The organism is Dyella terrae, assembly GCF_022394535.1.
In the GTDB taxonomy this organism is placed as follows: domain Bacteria; phylum Pseudomonadota; class Gammaproteobacteria; order Xanthomonadales; family Rhodanobacteraceae; genus Dyella.
This window is the reverse complement of the sequence record NZ_CP089414.1, coordinates 1,802,195-1,820,327: the sequence shown is the minus strand read 5'-3', so window position 1 is coordinate 1,820,327 and position 18,133 is coordinate 1,802,195. Positions and strand designations below refer to the sequence as shown.

Here is an 18,133-nt window from a genome sequence, read left to right as displayed (position 1 = left end):
TTCAACCATCAGGGTTTGAACTTGAGCAACGGCAAGCCAACTTGTTTGCGGCAGCTGTTACGCATGGCTTGCTCTTCCTTCACGGTGTCATCCAGCGATGAGGTGGACTTGCCGCCGCTCTGCACCGACGCCACCGCACGCTCCGCAAACTTGGCGCCGAAACACTTGCAGTAGTCACCCAGTCCGGGGTTTCCTTTCAAATCGGCTTCACCATAGGGCGCGGGGATACTGGTCGCCTGATTCATGCACATGTCGACGTATTGGTTGGTGGCTGACGACAGCGGAGCGTCAGCATGTGCAATCGACGGTGTCACCGCGTTGATGAGGAAGCCAAGCGCCAAGCCGAGCGTGGCGCCGGACAAGGTCGGCGACGTATTGCGAAGTAACATCATTGCTCTCCATCTAGTCATGAGTACGGACATCGAGAAACGAAACACGCCCCTATATCCGGCGTGCATGATGATCAGCGCGCATGTCTCCCTGACTGCATGGAGAAGACGTGCCAATCCCTGGCCAATGAAACATCGCAGCAGTGCGATGCTATTGCGCAGGAATTGTCGCAGAAAAATGCGCGGACCTGATCCGCCGCCCTCTGCACGCCCTCCGGCATTGCGGCTCGCGTATTGCTTGGGCTTTTCACGGCTCGCCAGGATGCATGTTGAGCCTGCCCGGAGTCCGCAGCCGGGTAAGGGCAGGGCCCCCGACTGACGGCACGGGCGCGGCGGCGGTTTCGGGTGCATGGTGCCCACGTTGTGTGCGCCGTGTTTCCCATCTCTGCCAGCGGGTTGCCATGTCTCATCCACCGATCGGAAAGCTTTTGCGTGAGTGGCGTGCGTCGTTGCGCTTCAGCCAGTTCGAGCTGGCGTTGCAGGCGGATATCTCCGCGCGACACCTGAGCTGCATTGAGACGGGCAAGGCACAGGCCAGCCGCGGCGTGCTGGTGCGGCTGGCCGACGTGCTGGGTATGCCGCTGCGCGAACGCAATGCGCTGATGGTCGCTGCAGGCTATGCGCCGCAGTACCCGGAGACGCCGCTCGATACGCCTTCGCTACAGATGATGCAGCGCGCGATCGACCTGATCGTCGCTCAGCAGGAGCCATATCCCGCGTTCGTGGTGAACCGTCACTGGGACGTCTTGAGGATCAACGACGCCGCCGTACGCATCAATCAGCTCGTCATGGGCGGGCGTCCACCGCGGCACGACAACATCCTGCGTCAAGTGTTCGACCCGGAGGACATTCGCTCGGCCATCGTGAACTGGGAGGAGGTGGCGGTGAAGTTCCTCCACCACTTGCACCAGGAAATCGCTGCCTCGCCCAGGGACGAAAAGGCACAGGCACTGCTGGATGAGGTGTTGCGCTATCCGGAGGTACCGCACGCATGGCGGCATCGCGATGTCACCGTTGCGCCGTCATCCATCCTCACCATGACGTTCCGCAGCCCGCGAGGCGAGCTGAGTTTCTTCGAGACCATTACCACGTTCGCGACGCCGCGCAATGTGACGCTGGATGAAGTGCGCATTGAATGCGCCTTCCCTGCGGATGACCCTACGGCGGCGGTGTGCATGGAACTGGCGAAACAGGGCGTGGGAAGGCAAGCCGCCGTTGGCTAACTGGATTGCGTCGTTGCTTTGCGGCGGCTGTCCACGCGTTGCGTTTCTCGACGAGAGAATCGATCAGCGCACGCAACTCACGGCGGGCCGATGCGACCCACACCGACAGCGGCACGTTGCCATCGGGCCGCGCCGGCACGCGGTAGCTCAACTCGTCACCCTTGAGTTCGTATTGCCGGCTCTGCGCCTGTCCCTCCCCATTCGGGTAAGAGGCTCCTTCGATCCGGAACACCAGCACGCCCTTAGACGAGAAACCACGCTGCGATGGCCTGGCGAAGACGAGAGACGTGCATGCGCTGAGGTTCCTTAGATAGGCCGGGCGTCGAGCTGATCGATGTTAGGGAGCTCAAACACTTGATAAAATGTGATAATTCGAGACATACCTATTAGAAAAACTGCATAATGACCTTACCCAATCTGGATATGGATGCGCTGCGATCCCTGCTTGCGATCCTGCAACTGGGCAGCCTGAACCGCGCGGCGGAGCGGGTGGGGCGGTCGCAATCCGCGGTCAGCCAGCAGATGCGCAAGTTGGAGGCGCAGTTGGGCCAGCCGCTGTTCCGCAAGCAAGGGCGCCGCATCGTGCTCACCGAGGCCGGCGACACGGTGCACTCCTATGCCCGCCGCCTGCTGGAACTGAACGACGAAGCCGTGCACGCGGTGCGGGGCGCCTCGTTGGCAGGCACGGTGCGCTTTGGCTTGCCCGGCGATTTCGCCGAATCCTGGCTGCCCGCCGCGCTAGGCCAATTCAAGAAGGCCCACCCGGCGGTACAGGTCGATATTTCGGTCGATCGCAACGGGGCCCTGCTCGAAAGGCTGGACCGCGGCGAGCTCGATCTGGTCCTGGTGATGGGCTATGCACAGCGCGCGGATGCGGAGCATGTGGTGACCCTGCCCATGACATGGCTGGGGCCGGCCGGTGTGGACGAGGTGCTGCGGGCTGACGCACCGCTCGATCTCGCCCTTTACCACTCGCCGTGCTTCTTCCGCCGGGCGGGCGTGGATGCGCTGGACAAGGCGCATCTGTCGTGGCGGGTGGCCTACGTGACCGGCAGCCTGCAGAGCCTGTGGGCAGGGGTGGCCGCGGGGCTGGGCATCACCCTGCGGACCACGGCTGGTGTGCCACCCCAGCTGATGCGGCTGGACGGGCGCCATGGATTACCCCCGTTGCCTGGCGTCGACGTCTGCCTGCACGCCAGCGGCAGCGAGGCCACGCCCGCGCTGGCGCAGCTGCGGCAGGCCGTGATGGATCAGGCGCGGGCACATCTCACGCCCTGAACGCACCGGTCTTCCCAGCGTTCAGCGGCTTACATGCCCAACGTGTAAAATCACTCCTTTTTTCTAAGCCAGACGTATGGTGCAAGCCCTTCAGCGGACGGCGGTTCGTGGCCCGACGTTCATCCGCTTGCTCGCTCGCCTGACGGATCGCGACGTACCCGCCTCCAGGCAATCGCTGCCGGACCGGTTGAGCCACTGGCTCGACTGGACGCATGCCATTGCACTGTCTACGGCGCTGGACGGCCGGCCATCCGTGGACGACGCGGGCGGCCCGGCCTTCAGCAGCGAGGAAGAGGCGGAGTGCACTCGCCTGCGCGCCTCGTTGGTGCAGGCCATTACCGGTGATCCGGTCCTGGCCATCGGTGCGGATGGGGCGGGCAGCGACAACGTGGGGGACGACTACGCGGTGTTCCGCCAGCGCTACCTCACCCTGCAGCGGCGCATGCAGGCGGCCACCGGCCATTTGCGCGGGCGGCTACGCGACATGTTGGCCCGGCAGTCGAACGAGCTGGCGGGGCTTGCCAGCGTAGATGCCGTCATGGAGCTCGCACTGAGTCCGCGCGAGCAGATGTTGCTGGCGGCTGTGCCGGCGTTGCTGGGCGAGCACTTCGAGCGGTTGCGCCAGAGCGCGCCGTCCGAAGCGGCGGAAGGGGAGGCGGCATCCGCAACGCCTGCTCCCTGGCTCGATGGTTTTCGCAAGGACGTGCAGAGCGTTTTGCTCGCTGAACTGGATGTTCGTTTTCAACCGGTCGAAGGCCTGCTGGCAGCCCTTCGCACCCGCTAACCGAGAAGTGACGTTGAAGAATCTGCTTAATCTTGCTGTGTTCGCTGTGGGCCTGGTGGCCGTGTGCTGGATCGGCGTGGGCTACATCGGTTCGAACCCGCTGGGTGCGGCGATCGCGGCGGTGATCGGTGCCTGTTACGTGGCCGGCGCGCTGGAGCTGCACCGCTACCGGCAGGCAACCGCCACGCTGACGCATGCCCTGGTGGATGCCCCTGTGGCGCCGGAAGGCCTGGGCGATTGGCTTGCCCGCTTGCATCCCAGCCTGCGTCACGCCGTGCGCCTGCGCGTGGAAGGCGAGCGCGTGGCCATGCCCGCGCCAGCCTTGACGCCGTATCTGGTCGGCCTGCTCGTGCTGCTGGGCATGCTGGGCACGCTGCTCGGCATGATGGCGACCTTGCGCGGCACCGGCCTCGCGCTGGAAAGCGCGACTGACCTGCAAGCTATTCGCGGTTCGCTCGCCGCGCCGGTCAAGGGCCTGGGCTTTGCGTTCGGCACTTCGATTGCGGGCGTGGCGACATCGGCCATGCTCGGCCTGCTTTCCGCACTGTGCCGGCGCGAGCGCCTGCACGCCGTGCAGCAACTGGACGCCAGGATTGCCACCAGCTTGCGCGTGCATTCGCAGGCGCACCAGCGCGACGAAGCATTCAAGCTCCTGCAACAGCAGACGGCGCTGATGCCGACCCTGGTCGATCGCCTGCAGGCGCTGATGATCGCCCTCGAACAACATGGCACCGTGACGAACGAGCGCCAGCTCGCGGGTCAGGAAGCGTTCCACGCGCGCACCGAAGCGGCCTATACGCATCTTGCCGCCTCCGTGCAGCAATCCTTGAAGGAGAGCGTGGCCGAAAGCGCGCGCGCTGCCACCTCCATGCTGCAGCAAGGCTTGGCCGCCAACGAGCACCAGCTCGCCAGCCATGGCGCGTTCCACACCCGCACCGAGGCCGCGTACACGCAGCTCGCCTCCTCAGTGGAGCAGTCGTTGAAGGACAGCGTGGCCGAAAGTGCACGCGTGTCCGGCGCCCTGTGGCAGCAGAACCTGACCGCGACCGAGCAGCAGCTCGCCAGTCACGAAGCCTTCCATGCGCGGGCCGAGGCGACCTATACGCATCTCGCTACGTCGGTGGAGCAGTCGTTGAAGGACAGCGTCACCGAAAGCGCGCGCGCTTCCGGCGCCTTGTTGCAACCGGTGGTAGAGGCGACGATGGCTGGGCTCGCGCGCGAAGCGGCCACGTTGCATGCATCCGTCACGCAGGCCGTACGCGAGCAATTGGATGGCCTGTCCACCGGCTTCGAGACCAGTACCGCAACGGTGGCGGAACTCTGGAGCAAGGCGCTGGACGAACATCGCCGCTCCAACGAATCCATGGCCGGCGATCTGCGCCAGTCGCTGGAGCGCTTCGGCGAAACCTTCGAGCAGCGTTCGACCGGCCTGTTGGACAGTGTCGCTGCACGCCTGGATGCCTCGGCCGGCCACGCGGCAACGGCATGGAACAACGCACTGTCGCAGCAGGCTGCAGCGAACGACGGCTTGGCGGCCCGCAACGAAAAAGCATTGGCCACGGCTACGGCATCCTTCGAAGCGCAGGCGTCGTCGCTGGTGCGCGTCGTGCAGGCCTCGCATGCGGAGTTGCAGACAGCGCTGGAGTCGCGCGACGAGCAGCGATTGGCGACGTGGACGACATCGTTCGAATCGATGACCGCCACCCTGGGCCAGCAATGGGAGCAGGTGGGCGAACACGCCACCCGCCGTCAGCAGGACATCTGCGACACGTTGGCCAAGACCGCCGGCGACATCTCCGCACAGGCACAGACGCACGCCAGCGAAACCATCGCAGAGATCTCCCGCCTCGTGCAGGCTGCGTCGGAAGCGCCGAAGGCGGCCGCCGACGTCGTCGCCGAGCTGCGCCAGAAGCTTTCCGACAGCATGGTGCGCGACACGGCGATGCTGGAAGAGCGCAGCCGTCTGCTCGCCACACTGGAAACCCTGCTTGACGCTGTGAACCACGCGTCGACGGAACAGCGTGAAGCGGTCGATGCGCTGGTCGCCACCTCGGCCGACCTGCTCGATCGCGTGAGCACCCGCTTCACCGACCATATCCAAGCCGAAACCGGCAAGCTCGGTACGGTGGCGGCGCAGGTCACGGGCAGCGCGGTGGAAGTGGCCAGCCTTGGCGAAGCTTTTGGGGTGTCGGTGCAGTTGTACGGCCAGTCGAACGAAGCGCTGATGGAACGCCTGCAGCACATCGCCGACGCGTTGGACAAGACGTTGGCGCGTAGCGACGAGCAACTGGCGTACTACGTGGCCCAGGCGCGTGAAGTGGTCGACCTCAGCATGCTTTCGCAGAAGCAGGTGATCGAAGACCTGCGGCAGATTGCCGATCAGCGCGCAACGGCCGGGGCTGAAAACGCATGAGTGACGAGTTCGAGGTCGAAGCGGAATCGACCGCGCCGATCTGGGCCGCGTTCGGCGACTTGATGTCGGTACTGCTGGGCGCGTTCGTGCTGATTCTGGTCGGCGTGATCGGCGTGCAACTGCAGTTGTCCAACCGGCTCGACGAAGAGGTGAAGCAACACCAGGCTGAAGCACAGCGCCGCAAGACGCTGGAGCAGGCGCTGGCCGCGCCGCTGGCGGCCGGCCGCGTGACGCTGGTCGATGGGCGCATCGGTATTCGCGGCAACGTGCTGTTCGCGCTCAATTCCGACCAGTTGCAACCGGAAGGGCGCGAGCTGCTGAAAAGCCTGGCTGGGCCGCTGACGGATTACCTCAAGTCCCGCGATGAAATTCTGATGGTGAGCGGCTTCACCGACGACCAGCAAGTGCGTGACGGCAATCGTCACTTCGCCGACAACCTGGAGTTGTCCGCCGAGCGCGCGCTCACGGTTACCCGTACGCTGATTACTGAAGGCGTGCCTGCTTCTTCCGTCTTCGCTGCCGCCTTCGGCGCGGAGCAGCCAGTGAGTTCAAACGAAAACGAGGATGGGCGCGCAAAGAACCGTCGCGTGGAGATCGCGCCTGTGCCGCGGCCGTCGAATACGGCCGTAGCGTCTCATGACTGACGGAACGCCCAGCGCACGCGCGACGCTCGATGCTTGGCGCGCGCGACAGGCAGATCGTCTCGATCCCATCCGGTTCCATTTCATGGATGCGCTGGAGAAGCGTGCCGCCCGGATCGATGGTGAAGCACGCGGACTGCTGGACGCACGCTTGGCCGTCTTGATCGACGCGTATGCCGCCGATCTCATTCCTTCGGCGGTGAGTGCCAGCAACGATGCGGTATCCGACATCGCGGAGCGAGGTCCTTTCGGTGAACTGATCGATCAGCTCGCCCGCATGGCGGCGTCACGCAACGAGAAGCCTGCTACCGAGCCAGCGACATCCGCCATGCCTGAGATGGAACTGCTGGGTGAGTTCCGCAAGATCTGGTCGTCGGTGCGCACGGAGAGCCAGCTTCGCCAATCGATGGAAGATGCGCCGGAGAACGCCGGTCCACTCAATTCGCGTGCGCTCGTCCATCGCACCATCGCTTTGATGCGCGAGCTGTCACCCGGCTACCTGCAGCACTTTCTGGCTTATATCGACGACCTGTCGTGGATCGAGCAGATGAACGGCAACGCATCGTTCGTCGCGAAGGATGCGCCGCAGGCGGCGTCCCCGGGCAAGCGCACACGGGCTAAGGCACGCACGCGCAAGGAGTAAGGTCGCCGCACGCTCGGCGCTTTCCCCTCCAGCCCGGCCAACGGCGCTGCCGCTTAACCGGGGCAGCTTGATATGCTGGGCCGGTGCCGGATGGCATGGCTTCGCCAGCAGGCTGTTTCGCTGGCATACCGACATTTGCCAAGGAATTGCCGTGGTCCCACTGTCGTTGTCGAACCTCGTCGTCTTCGCGTTGTTAGCCCTGCTGGTAACCATTCCCGCGACGATCATTCTGGCCTTGCTGGGCATCAAGCGTTCCATTCGGCATGGTCGTTTCTGGCGTTACGGCCTGCCATGTTGCGTCCTCTTTGTGGCGCTCCAACTGTTGCTGCTGTTCAACCACCGCGACATCGAGCAGGCCTACAGCGAGGCTGTGGTCCAGCATTACACGCATCACCTGTCGTCGCCCAAGGTCTACGACGACCTGCATTTCCCGGCGGGATCAACGGTCGTGCAGTCCACTTGGGAGCCACATGATGTGAGCGGCGGAACGCTTCCAGTGGAAACCATGCTGTTGGGGTTGCCCATCCGCGGTGATTTCTCGATCGCGGTCACTGGTGGAGACAACCCGACCCGCTATGTGTCCGAGGGTGTACTGACGCGGCCCACGGCCATTCACGGCCTGCCGTGCGCGGCAGCCAAGTTCAAGCAAGGGTTCGATACTTCGTCTGAGAAGGAAACGGTGGACTGCACCTTGGCTGCCGATCACGTGGTCGGCGAACTCGCCTTGCCGGCGGGGACGGATGCAACATTCGAGTTCAGCACCTACCGCATCGGTGATGTGGACATCATTGGCGATGCGCCGCATGACTGGTTGGCGCTCGGCGTGCGATGCGCCAAAGGGGTGTTCAGCTATCACGGGGACCTCAGCTGTACGCCCGCGGTGGCGCAGCGCGTGGCCGGTTATCCGTTGGGAGTAGGGCGCGACCTTTCGGTGTATCGCGAGCACGACGGCGACGTGAGCGTGGGCGACGGCATGCTGGCAGAAGATGTCGAGGTGGCCGGCGTACACATACCCGCGGGTTCGACTATCGATGCTATCTACAACGGCCATGGGATCAGTGCCGCACGCTTGCGCGCCCACGACATGGACGACAACGAGTATGTGCGTTTCGAATTGCCCAAGGGTGCCCGGTTGGACGTAGCCGGTACGGTGCTGGAGGGCGATTCCGTCACCTTGTCGGTCTACGCAACATCGATCAGTGCCTTCATCACCAAGGACTCCGGCACCGACCATACATCGATGCGTAACGGCGAGTTCGACATGGCGTCGCGGACTTGGCAGTGGAAGGCTGTCGATGACTGAGTGAACGCCTGCGCGGCGAAAGCACTCAAGCGAAACTCAGCGCCCCGATGCCATGGCCGCCGCCATGAAGAACGCCAACACCTGTGCCAGCTCATGACGCAGGCTGAGGCGGTTGTTTTCCAGCCAGCGCAACACGGCGCCCAGATAGAGAAAATGCAGATGACTGGCTAGCAAGGGCGGGGCGATATCGTCGCGAATCTCGCCCTTTGCTTGTGCTTGTTCGATCAACGATGCGTACACCGCCAACATGTCGGAGTCGCTTTGCCCCTGCTGCCCGTCGCCGAGCGCCTGGAATCGATAGCGGATGTACGGTGCGGCATAGTCGCGATGCGCCTCCCACCATTGTGCCGAGGCATCCAGTATCCCAGCGAGTCGCGTCTGCAGGCTCCGCCGCGCCATGACCTTGTGCATCAAGGGACTGAGATCACTTGCCAGTTGCTCGTGCAGGGCGAGTGCGAGCGCGGCCTCCTTCACGGGGAAGTGGTTATACAGCGTGCCACGCGCCACGCCCGCCTCGGCAGCGATCTGTTCCATGGTGACGGCTTCGTAACCGAACTGCTCGAACAGCGCCCATGCCACCGTACCGAGATGATCGCGGGTGCGTTCACGTTTGCGTGGCGGGTGGCTGGGTGTGGACATGTTGGCCTTGATATTGAACAATGTTCAAAATTGATCATTGTTCAATTTTGATTGGCGACAGGATATCACGGTGCCGCGGGCACGGCGGCCGGCCGATCCCGCAGGCTGTCCCTTGACCCTACATTTGCGAGATTCCGCTATGCCACGTAGCAACGCTCCCATCATCGTGATTGGCGCGGGCCTATCCGGCCTTTCTGCCGCTCTAGCGTTGGCCCGCGCGGGCCGGGAAGTGATGGTGCTGGAAGCTTCGGATCAGCCTGGTGGCTGTTGCTCAACCACCCGGATGGATGGCTACACGTTCAACAATGGTGCGGTCTATGTGGCGGTGCCTTCGCTGCTACGACGGGCGTTCGGGGAGCTTGGGCTGAACTTCGATGTGGAGGTGCCGCTCGTCGCCATTGATCATCCGCACGAAACGCATCTGGACGATGGCACCATCGTACATCTGGGCAGCATCGAGACGGCGCGTGTCGAGGGTGATGATGCGGCAGCTCGCACTGCGCTACTGCGTGAAGGCCTGCGCAAGCTGCAGCTCGACTGGCGTCCCATCTATCGCCGTCTGCTCGATGGTGTCCTGCCGTTCGAGCCTTCGTTGCCGCGAACGCTTGGCCAGCTTTGGCGCTATCTTCCGCGGCTTGGCGGCCGGGTGGACCGTGCCATCGCTGGTTATTTTCCTGATCCTGCATTGCAGGCGGCGGTAGCCTCCATCCTGCTCTACACCGGCACGCCGCCGGATCGATTGCCGGCGTCCCAGTTGATCGGTCTGCTGGCCTTGCTGGAAGAAGGGTTTCATCTGCCGCGAGGCGGTATGGGGGCCATCACCGATGCGTTGCATCGCGCGCTGCAAACGGCGGGTGTACCGGTGCGTTGTGGTTGCGAGGTCACGCGCATCGACGTGTCGGGCGGGCGCGTGAGTGGCGTGGTGTTGGCGAATGGCGAACATCTTCCCGCGCAGGAGGTCGTCGCGACCTGCGCGGGATTTAGCGTGGTCAATCGGTTGCTGTCGCCGGACGCTGTTCCACGCGCCATGCAACGGACAGCGCGCCGTGCGCCGCTGTCGCATCGAGCCATCGCCGTGCAATTGGGTGGCCGCTGCGCGCCGGCCTCCAGCGCCTTCATCGTCAACCACGTGCCGGATATGAGGCAACAGGGCGTGATGCATCAGGTCGCGGAGCAAGTGCCGCGTTGGCTCTCCTGGACGTCGCCCAGCCAGGTGTTGACCGGCCTGGCTCCGGAGGGGAAGGGCGTGCTCGAACTGTATGCGCCGGTGTCCGGTATCCAGCACGCCAGCGAATGGACGCCGTCCATGACGGAGGATGCGCTGGAAAAACATCTGGCGGCGTTGCGTGGGTTCCTACCGACGCTGGAGGTCGATACGGTGCGCACGCTCGATCCGCAGACATTCGAACACGAGCGGCATCTTTACGAAGGCGCCCTCTATGGCGTGGCACCCGGCGCCAACCCGAATGCTTACTTTGCGCATCGCACGCCGCTGTCGGGTTTGTATCTCGCCGGCCAGACCACGTTCCCCGGCTTTGGCGTGCCTGCGGCCCTGTATTCGGGTTTGCAGACGGCCGGTGTGATGATGAGTGATCGCTGATGTTGACCAAGGGCCTGTTTACAATCTCCGTGTGGCTCGATCCCCTCAGCGTCATTCCGGCGCAGGCCGGAATCCAGTAGCGATTACGCTGGATGGTCGCCACAGTCGGCCATATGCCGTGAAACCCTTCGCGAAGACCGGACGTGGAGGCCACTGGATTCCGGCCTGCGCCGGAATGACGCTGAGGAAAAACGGCGCTCAAGCACGATCGTAAACGAGCTCCAACACACTGAGCGGATTCAGCTGGATCCCATTAGCATGATCCCGGTTGAGGCAGGTCAGGGACGAGTGGTGGATGAACAAGGACGGCACACAGCGCATCATGGAAGGGCAGCTCGAACGCCTCGAAGGCAATCTCGTGCGGGGACGTTCGGGTGAGCAGGAAAGGTTGTATCGCCTGCGCATCGATGGACGTTGGTATTTCTGCCAAGCCAGTGATTTCAATGACAGCAAGCGCGCGGGCGCAGTGTTGCGCCATGCGCAGTTACCCGTGCGGGTAACCGCGGCCCCCTTTGTCGCCAACGGGCGCCATCGCCTGTTCTGGCTTCGTCTGCACGATTCCGGCGAGGCACTGGAGCCCATCGAGCCACTGAAGCGGATAGGCATATTCATGCTCATTGCCCTGCTGGCGGCCGCGCTGGTGACGGCGATGTATTTCGGTTGGTCGTGGGTCAATCAATGGCCGACGAGCGCGTTTGTCATGTCACTGCCCGTGATCCTCGTGGTGATGGTCATCACGCTTCTTTGTGTGGCCATGGCGCTGTTTGGCCTGGCGGAGGTCGTGCGGATGCTTCGCCCGGCCCGTTTCCGTGCCCATCGGGATTACCAGTCTATAGTTGGGGCACGTGCGCATGGCGGCTGAACTGGACAGCGTTATCGGCGTGATCACGAAAGTGCGCGACCACACCATCGGCGTCGATCGCGAGATGGGCCTGGTGGATGGCGTGCCCTATCGGGGCACCCGCTACTTCAACGACATCGAGATCGACCTGAGTGAGCCGGCGATCACCTTGTACTTGTCTGCCCGCTGGCCTGATCGGCTGTTCCTCCAAAACGGTGACCGCATCCTTGCGATCGGTAACCGTGAGCAGGGCAAGTTCCAGGTCCAGGCCCTGTGCAACCTGACAGACGACTCCCATTACCTGCTGTGCGGCTCGCCCGGGTTGCGCCGCAGGCTCAAGCGCATGGCGACAGAGCTACGGCCGGGCGGGGCGCCTGCGCATTGGTTATCGGCCTGATAGCCGCCGCTCAACACGCACCACGCAGCCTTCACCCCGGTTGACGTAATAGGTGCGCTTTGTCGAAGGCATGTGTGCGTGTTGTGAAGGCTTTGGAAAAGGCCGCCGCGTTGTCCATCTGGCAGGGCGGCGATACACGCGATGTCATAGCCCCCGTCTATCACAGGCATTGCAAGAATCAAATTCTCTTGCCCACCGCCCTTGCGTACATTCCGTAAGGAAAGGTTTGTCGATGCGAGCCACACGGGTCCCATGCACGCCACGACATTCGCCATCGAATACGACCAGTACCCCACCGATGTCCGCTTGCGGCGCATCGCGGTATGGGTCGCCTGCAGATGGTCCGGCGGTAACGTCGGTGTGTCATGGAACCCTCAAGCCATCGTCGTACCCGTAGTGGATCAAGTCTCCCAAGGAGAAAGCGCATGTCCAACGAAGCAAAGTGCCCGTTTCCCCACGCTGCCGGCAGCGGTACGACCAACCGGGACTGGTGGCCCAACCAGTTAAGGCTCGACCTGCTGGCCCAGCACTCCAGCCGAACCAACCCGCTGGATCAGAAGTTCAATTACGCCGAGGCATTCAAGAGCCTCGATTACGCCGGCCTGAAGAAAGACCTGGCCGCATTGATGACCGACTCGCAGGATTGGTGGCCTGCTGACTTCGGTCATTACGGCGGCTTGTTCATCCGCATGGCCTGGCACAGCGCCGGTACCTATCGCGTCGGCGATGGCCGTGGCGGCGGTGGGCGTGGTCAGCAGCGCTTCGCTCCGCTGAACAGTTGGCCCGACAACGTCAGCCTGGACAAGGCGCGCCGCCTGTTGTGGCCCATCAAGCAGAAGTACGGCCAGAAGATCTCCTGGGCGGACCTGATGATCCTCGCCGGCAACGTCGCGCTGGAGACCATGGGCTTCAAGACCTTCGGTTTCGCCGGTGGCCGCGAAGACACCTGGGAGCCGGACCTGGACGTGTACTGGGGCAAGGAAACCACCTGGCTGGGTGGTGATATCCGCTATGGCAAGGGCACGCCCGGACATGAGAAGGAAGGCGTAGTCGTTGCCGAGAAAGAATTGCATGGCAGCGAGACCAGTCGCACCGACAAGGGGCGCAACCTGGAGAACCCGCTGGCCGCCGTGCAGATGGGCCTGATCTATGTGAATCCGGAAGGTCCGGATGGTCATCCTGATCCGCTCGCCGCAGCAAAGGACATCCGCGACACCTTCGGCCGCATGGCCATGAGCGACGAGGAAACCGTGGCGCTGATCGCCGGTGGCCACACCTTCGGCAAGACGCACGGCGCGGGCCCCGCCACTCACGTGGGGCCGGAACCGGAAGCTGCCGGCATCGAGCTTCAGGGCATCGGCTGGAAGAGCAGCTTCGGCACCGGCGTCGGCGCCGACGCTATCACCAGTGGTCTGGAAGTCACCTGGACCAGCACGCCCACGAAGTGGGGCATGGGCTTCTTCCAGAACCTGTTCAACCACGAGTGGGAACTGACCAAGAGCCCGGCTGGCGCCAACCAATGGGTCGCCAAGGGTGGCGAAGCGACCATTCCGCACGCATTCGATCCGTCGAAGAAGCAGCGGCCGACCATGTTGACCACCGATCTTTCGCTGCGCGTCGATCCGGGTTTCGAAAAGATCTCGCGTAACTTCATGGAGCATCCCGACCAGTTCGCCGATGCCTTCGCACGTGCGTGGTTCAAGCTGACCCATCGCGACATGGGGCCGCGCGCGCGTTACCTCGGTCCGGAAGTACCGAAGGAACAACTGATCTGGCAGGACCCCATCCCAGCGGTCGACCATCCGTTGGTGGACGACAAGGACGTGGCCTCGCTCAAGCAGAAGATCCTTTCTTCGGGTCTCTCGGTGGCACAGCTAGTGAAGACGGCGTGGGCTTCGGCATCCACCTTCCGTGGTGGCGACAAGCGTGGCGGCGCCAACGGCGCACGCATTCGCCTCGCGCCGCAGAAGGACTGGAAGGTCAATGAGCCCGATGAACTCGCCAAGGCGCTGAAGGTGCTGGAAGGCATCCAGAACGACTTCAACAAGTCAGCATCCGGCGGCAAGAAGATCTCGCTGGCGGACCTGATCGTGCTGGCCGGTAGTGCGAGTGTCGAGCAGGCAGCGAAGAACGCAGGCCACAACGTTAGCGTGCCGTTCGCGCCGGGCCGTATGGATGCCTCGCAGGCACAGACCGACGTGGAGTCCATCGGCATGCTGGAGCCTGTCGCCGACGGCTTCCGCAACTTCTTGAAGGGCGAGTTCAGCGTCCCCGGTGAAGTGTTGCTGGTCGACAAGGCGCAACTGTTGAGCCTGACCGCGCCGGAGATGACGGTGCTCGTCGGTGGCCTGCGCGTGCTGAATGCACACACCGGCAAGGAAGCGCATGGCGTGCTGACCGACAAGCCGGAGACGCTGACCAACGACTTCTTCCGCCACTTGCTCGACATGGGTACCGAGTGGAAGCCGGTGTCGCGTGAAGTGTTCGAAGGTGTCGACCGCAAGAGCGGCAAGAAGAAGTGGACCGCCACGCGGGTGGACCTGGTGTTCGGTGCGAACGCGCAGTTGCGTTCCCTGGGCGAGGTCTACGCAAGTGTGGACGGCAAAGACAAGTTCGTCCGCGACTTCGTCGCCGCCTGGGTCAAGGTGATGAACCTCGACCGCTTCGATCTGGCCTGATGTATAGCGTGGGCCTTCCCCCAGGAAGAGCCACGCTTCGCAAGCCGTACTGAAACCGCCCCATCCGTTTGGATGGGGCGGTTTTCTTTTTCCCTATGCAAGTGACGCCGCCGCCCCGCCGTGTGATCGAGGCGGACACTCAATAATCGACAGGAACCGCCGATACGCAAAGACAGGCGTCAGGGGGCGAGCAGGGCCGACCATGGTGGCCCCGCTTCATACATGCGGCATTCACGGGTCAAAGGATTAGCCTCGACGCGGCGGTACTCGTCGATAGCCTCCGTGACCTGTCGCACATGCCACTAGGACAGGCCCGGACCAAATCAGGCATGGCCTGGCAGCCGCAGGGAGCAAGCGGGTGTCAGCTTGCGACAAGAGGGCGAATGAGTGCTTAGAGCGTGGCTGGCACTTCTGTTGGCAGTCGTGGCGGTCGCTGCCTTGCACGCAGCGCCGGCAACGCTTCGTGTCGTCAGCGACAACAACTACCCGCCCTATCTGTTCATCGGGCCCGACCATCAGCCCCGCGGTTACCTGGTGGACGAATGGAAGCTGTGGGAGCAGAAGACCGGCATCCACGTGGAACTTGTTCCAACGGATTGGGCCAATGCCCAGCACATGCTGTTGGACGGGCAGGCCGACGTGATCGATATGCTGTTCCGGACGCCGGAACGGGAGCCGCTCTATGACTTCTCCGCGCCCTACGCGAAGGTGACCGTGGGCATCTATGTCGATACGTCCATCTCCGGTATTGACGACGTGGATGCACTACGCGGCTTCGAGGTCGGCGTGGAGCGTGGCGACGCCTGTATTGAGCACCTGAAGCAGCATGGGATCACCGCACTAAAGCTGTATCGCGATTACAACGCGATGATCGACGCCGTGCACCAGCGCGACGTCCGTATCCTGTGCATGGATGACTATCCCGCCAACTACTACCTCTACAAAAATAGCGCGGGTGCGGATTTCAGCCACGCATTCGAGTTCTATTCGAGCGAGTTCCATCGGGGCGTACGCAAGGGCAATCTTGCCACCCTTGCGCTGGTCGACAACGGCATGCGGCTCATCACCAGCGAAGAGCGCGACGCGCTTCGGCGCAAATGGATGGGGAATCCCGTCAACTTCACACCGTACACGCAGATCTTCGCCTATGCGCTAGCTGTTGCAGGCGCGGCGGGTATTGCGCTTGCCATCTGGGTGCTCGCCCTGCGCCGAGCGGTGGAGCGCCGCACCAAGGACCTGGGTTTTCTCGCCTACCACGATCCGCTCACGCGATTGCCCAACCGTGCGCTGCTCGTTGACCGCATCGATCATGCGATCAGGCAGAGAGAGGGGGCGCGCCTGGCGCTGTTCCTGATCGGCCTGGACCATTTCAAGCGCGTCAATGAAAGCGTGGGACATGAGGTGGGCGATCAGTTGATCAAAGACATGGCGGATCGTCTTTCCGGTATCGAGCAGACGCACACCGTGGCGCGGCTCGATGGCGACATCCTTGCTGTTACCTTGCTTGGGACACTGGATACCACCGCCATCACGGCTGCTGCTGAACGCATGCAGCGAGTCATCGCCAAAGGTTTTGCATGGCAGGGCAGGAACATCTTCGTCAGTGCCAGCATCGGCATTAGCACCTGGCCGCACGATGGCGACGACGGCGCCACGCTGCTCAAGCACGCCGATGCGGCGTTGGGGTTGGCCAAACGCGAGGGGCGGGCGCGCTTTCGCTTCTACAGTGCGTCGCTGACCAGCGAGGCACAGGGCTTGCTCGACCTTGGCGAGGGATTGCGCCGTGCGCTCCAGCGCGACGAGTTCACGCTGCTCTATCAGCCGCAGGTTGAATTGCGTACGGGTAGGGTGGTGGGCGTCGAAGCGCTGTTGCGTTGGCGGAGCGATACCTTTGGCCTGGTTTCACCGGACCGTTTCATCCCCTATGCCGAAGAAGCGGGACTGATCGGGGCGATTGGGGATTGGGTGTTGCAGGAAGCCTGTCATCGGGCGGCCGGATGGGTCCGGCGCGGCTGGTCGGGTTTGCATATGGCGGTGAACCTTTCACCGCGACAGTTCGGCAGCGTCAATCTCTATGAACAGGTTTCCGACGCGTTGGGCGCGTCCGGCCTTCCTCCGCAACTGCTCGAACTGGAGATCACCGAGGGCAGTCTGCTTCAGCATGGGCCTGCCGTGTCGGATGTGCTTTCGCGGCTGCGCGCGCTAGGGCTCAGCTTCGCCATCGACGACTTCGGCACCGGCTATTCGTCGCTGGCGTATCTCAACCGCTTCCCGATTCAAATCCTGAAGATCGACCGCAGCTTCCTGATCGGATTGCCGGATGACGCCAGGGCCATCACCCTCACGTCCACCATTGTCGCCATGGCCCGCAACATGAATATGCGGGTGCTCGCGGAAGGCGTGGAGAACGTGGCGCAATGGGATTTTCTGCGTGACGCAGGCTGCGATTGCGCGCAAGGCTGGTATATCGGCCCGCCCATGACGGTCGAACAGTTCGAGACATGGATGTCGCGTGGCGCACCGTTTCCTCCCGGCGACGACTTTCACCCCGATACGCCGGGAACCAGCACCCCATAAGGGGCGGCCCGTGTGCAGGCTGCGCGCGGAAGCGAGCCATGCTTTCGCTCCAGCAGCGGGACTGTTCAAATACGCGGATACATCCAAGGCTCATTCCGCATGGACGCACCGCGAATCAAACGAGTCGTACCCAATGAAAACTGGCGACTGGTCATCCAGTTCGATCCAGAGGAGTACCGGCTGTTCGAGTCACGTATCGCGCGAGAAGAGATGAACTGGCCGCAGCTGGCGTATCCAAACAAGTTCAAGAACTTCACTCATACAGAGCACGCCGTCATTTGGCCCGACATGGGTGAACTTTCCGCGGACTATCTTTACCGTCACTCGCAACCGCTGGCGCGGGAGAAGCTCGAGGGACAGGTGCTCCGCCTGAGCTACAAAAACCAGGCGCCCACCGACGTGCATCCGACCCACCACGTTTATTGCGTTTACCTGTTTCCGTTCCGCCACGCGCTATTTGACGTTGGCGAGTCCATCGCCGGCGGGCACGCCGAGATGGGCGGATCGAAGCGCTACACGGTCGACGAGCTGTTGGCGTGGCCAGAGTGGACGCGCAACTTCCAGTTGGCTGGCGGCGAGTGGGCCATTCCGATCATCGAATCGCATGAGCGCGATGGCGCTGACCTGTCCGATGTTCTTGTTCGGGAAATTTGTCGACGCGAGGGCCTGCCGTCCACCTATACATAGGTGGACGGCGCTTCTCCCATGTGAGCCGACGCCAAGAAGG

General features: G+C 63.1%; 15 protein-coding genes. 13 read left to right on the top strand and 2 right to left on the bottom strand.

The features are described 5' to 3' along the window. Positions 1–8 precede the first annotated feature (8 nt). Positions 9–392: a hypothetical protein gene (locus tag DYST_RS07630; protein ID WP_102302361.1), complete on the bottom strand. Its 384-nt coding sequence runs from the start codon at positions 390–392 to the stop codon at positions 9–11. Positions 393–790: 398 nt separating this feature from the next. Here DYST_RS07630 and DYST_RS07625 point away from each other — a divergent pair, with 398 nt between their 5' ends. From DYST_RS07625 to DYST_RS07595, 7 genes are all read left to right on the top strand, one after another. After that, positions 791–1,612 (top strand): helix-turn-helix domain-containing protein, encoded by an 822-nt coding sequence (locus tag DYST_RS07625; protein ID WP_239951090.1) that lies wholly within the window; start codon positions 791–793, stop codon positions 1,610–1,612. 402 nt (positions 1,613–2,014) lie between these two features. Continuing rightward, complete coding sequence (locus DYST_RS07620; protein ID WP_239951088.1) at positions 2,015–2,890, top strand: LysR substrate-binding domain-containing protein; 876 nt, start codon at positions 2,015–2,017, stop codon at positions 2,888–2,890. A 76-nt stretch (positions 2,891–2,966) separates the two neighbouring features. Beyond that, the gene (locus DYST_RS07615; protein WP_239951086.1) at positions 2,967–3,674 is read left to right on the top strand and encodes a DUF3348 domain-containing protein; all 708 of its coding nucleotides are present in this window, start codon (positions 2,967–2,969) and stop codon (positions 3,672–3,674) included. A 37-nt stretch (positions 3,675–3,711) separates the two neighbouring features. After that, on the top strand, positions 3,712–6,087 hold the full coding sequence (locus tag DYST_RS07610; protein WP_239952087.1) for a DUF802 domain-containing protein: 2,376 nt from the start codon (positions 3,712–3,714) through the stop codon (positions 6,085–6,087). Further along, positions 6,084–6,731: an OmpA family protein gene (locus tag DYST_RS07605; protein ID WP_239951084.1), complete on the top strand. Its 648-nt coding sequence runs from the start codon at positions 6,084–6,086 to the stop codon at positions 6,729–6,731. The genes DYST_RS07610 and DYST_RS07605 overlap by 4 nt, the downstream gene beginning before the upstream one ends. Continuing rightward, on the top strand, positions 6,724–7,371 hold the full coding sequence (locus tag DYST_RS07600; RefSeq protein ID WP_239951083.1) for a DUF2894 domain-containing protein: 648 nt from the start codon (positions 6,724–6,726) through the stop codon (positions 7,369–7,371). Before DYST_RS07605 ends, DYST_RS07600 begins: the two co-directional genes overlap by 8 nt. Before the next feature lie 151 nt (positions 7,372–7,522). Beyond that, positions 7,523–8,674 carry a hypothetical protein gene (locus tag DYST_RS07595; RefSeq protein WP_102302354.1) on the top strand — a complete coding sequence of 384 codons (1,152 nt, stop codon included), beginning with the start codon at positions 7,523–7,525 and terminating at the stop codon, positions 8,672–8,674. Between the two features lie 36 nt (positions 8,675–8,710). On the opposite strand, the gene DYST_RS07590 is transcribed toward DYST_RS07595, so the two are convergent. Continuing rightward, positions 8,711–9,313 carry a TetR/AcrR family transcriptional regulator gene (locus tag DYST_RS07590; protein ID WP_239951081.1) on the bottom strand — a complete coding sequence of 201 codons (603 nt, stop codon included), beginning with the start codon at positions 9,311–9,313 and terminating at the stop codon, positions 8,711–8,713. 139 nt (positions 9,314–9,452) lie between these two features. On the opposite strand from DYST_RS07590, the gene DYST_RS07585 reads away from it, so the two are divergent. The 6 genes from DYST_RS07585 (at position 9,453) to DYST_RS07560 (ending at position 18,093) form a co-directional block, all read left to right on the top strand. Then, positions 9,453–10,913 (top strand): phytoene desaturase family protein, encoded by a 1,461-nt coding sequence (locus DYST_RS07585; protein ID WP_239951079.1) that lies wholly within the window; start codon positions 9,453–9,455, stop codon positions 10,911–10,913. 295 nt (positions 10,914–11,208) lie between these two features. Then, complete coding sequence (locus DYST_RS07580; protein ID WP_239951078.1) at positions 11,209–11,775, top strand: hypothetical protein; 567 nt, start codon at positions 11,209–11,211, stop codon at positions 11,773–11,775. Next, entirely contained in the window at positions 11,765–12,151 is a 387-nt protein-coding gene (locus tag DYST_RS07575; RefSeq protein ID WP_239951077.1) for a hypothetical protein, read from the top strand. The genes DYST_RS07580 and DYST_RS07575 overlap by 11 nt, the downstream gene beginning before the upstream one ends. A 425-nt stretch (positions 12,152–12,576) precedes the next feature. Beyond that, positions 12,577–14,829: a catalase/peroxidase HPI gene (gene katG / locus DYST_RS07570; RefSeq protein ID WP_239951076.1), complete on the top strand. Its 2,253-nt coding sequence runs from the start codon at positions 12,577–12,579 to the stop codon at positions 14,827–14,829. Between the two features lie 423 nt (positions 14,830–15,252). Further along, a complete protein-coding gene (locus DYST_RS07565; protein ID WP_239952086.1) occupies positions 15,253–17,406 on the top strand; it encodes a putative bifunctional diguanylate cyclase/phosphodiesterase in 2,154 nt (717 codons plus the stop codon). 99 nt (positions 17,407–17,505) lie between these two features. Then, the gene (locus DYST_RS07560) at positions 17,506–18,093 is read left to right on the top strand and encodes a hypothetical protein (protein WP_239951075.1); all 588 of its coding nucleotides are present in this window, start codon (positions 17,506–17,508) and stop codon (positions 18,091–18,093) included. Positions 18,094–18,133 lie beyond the last annotated feature (40 nt).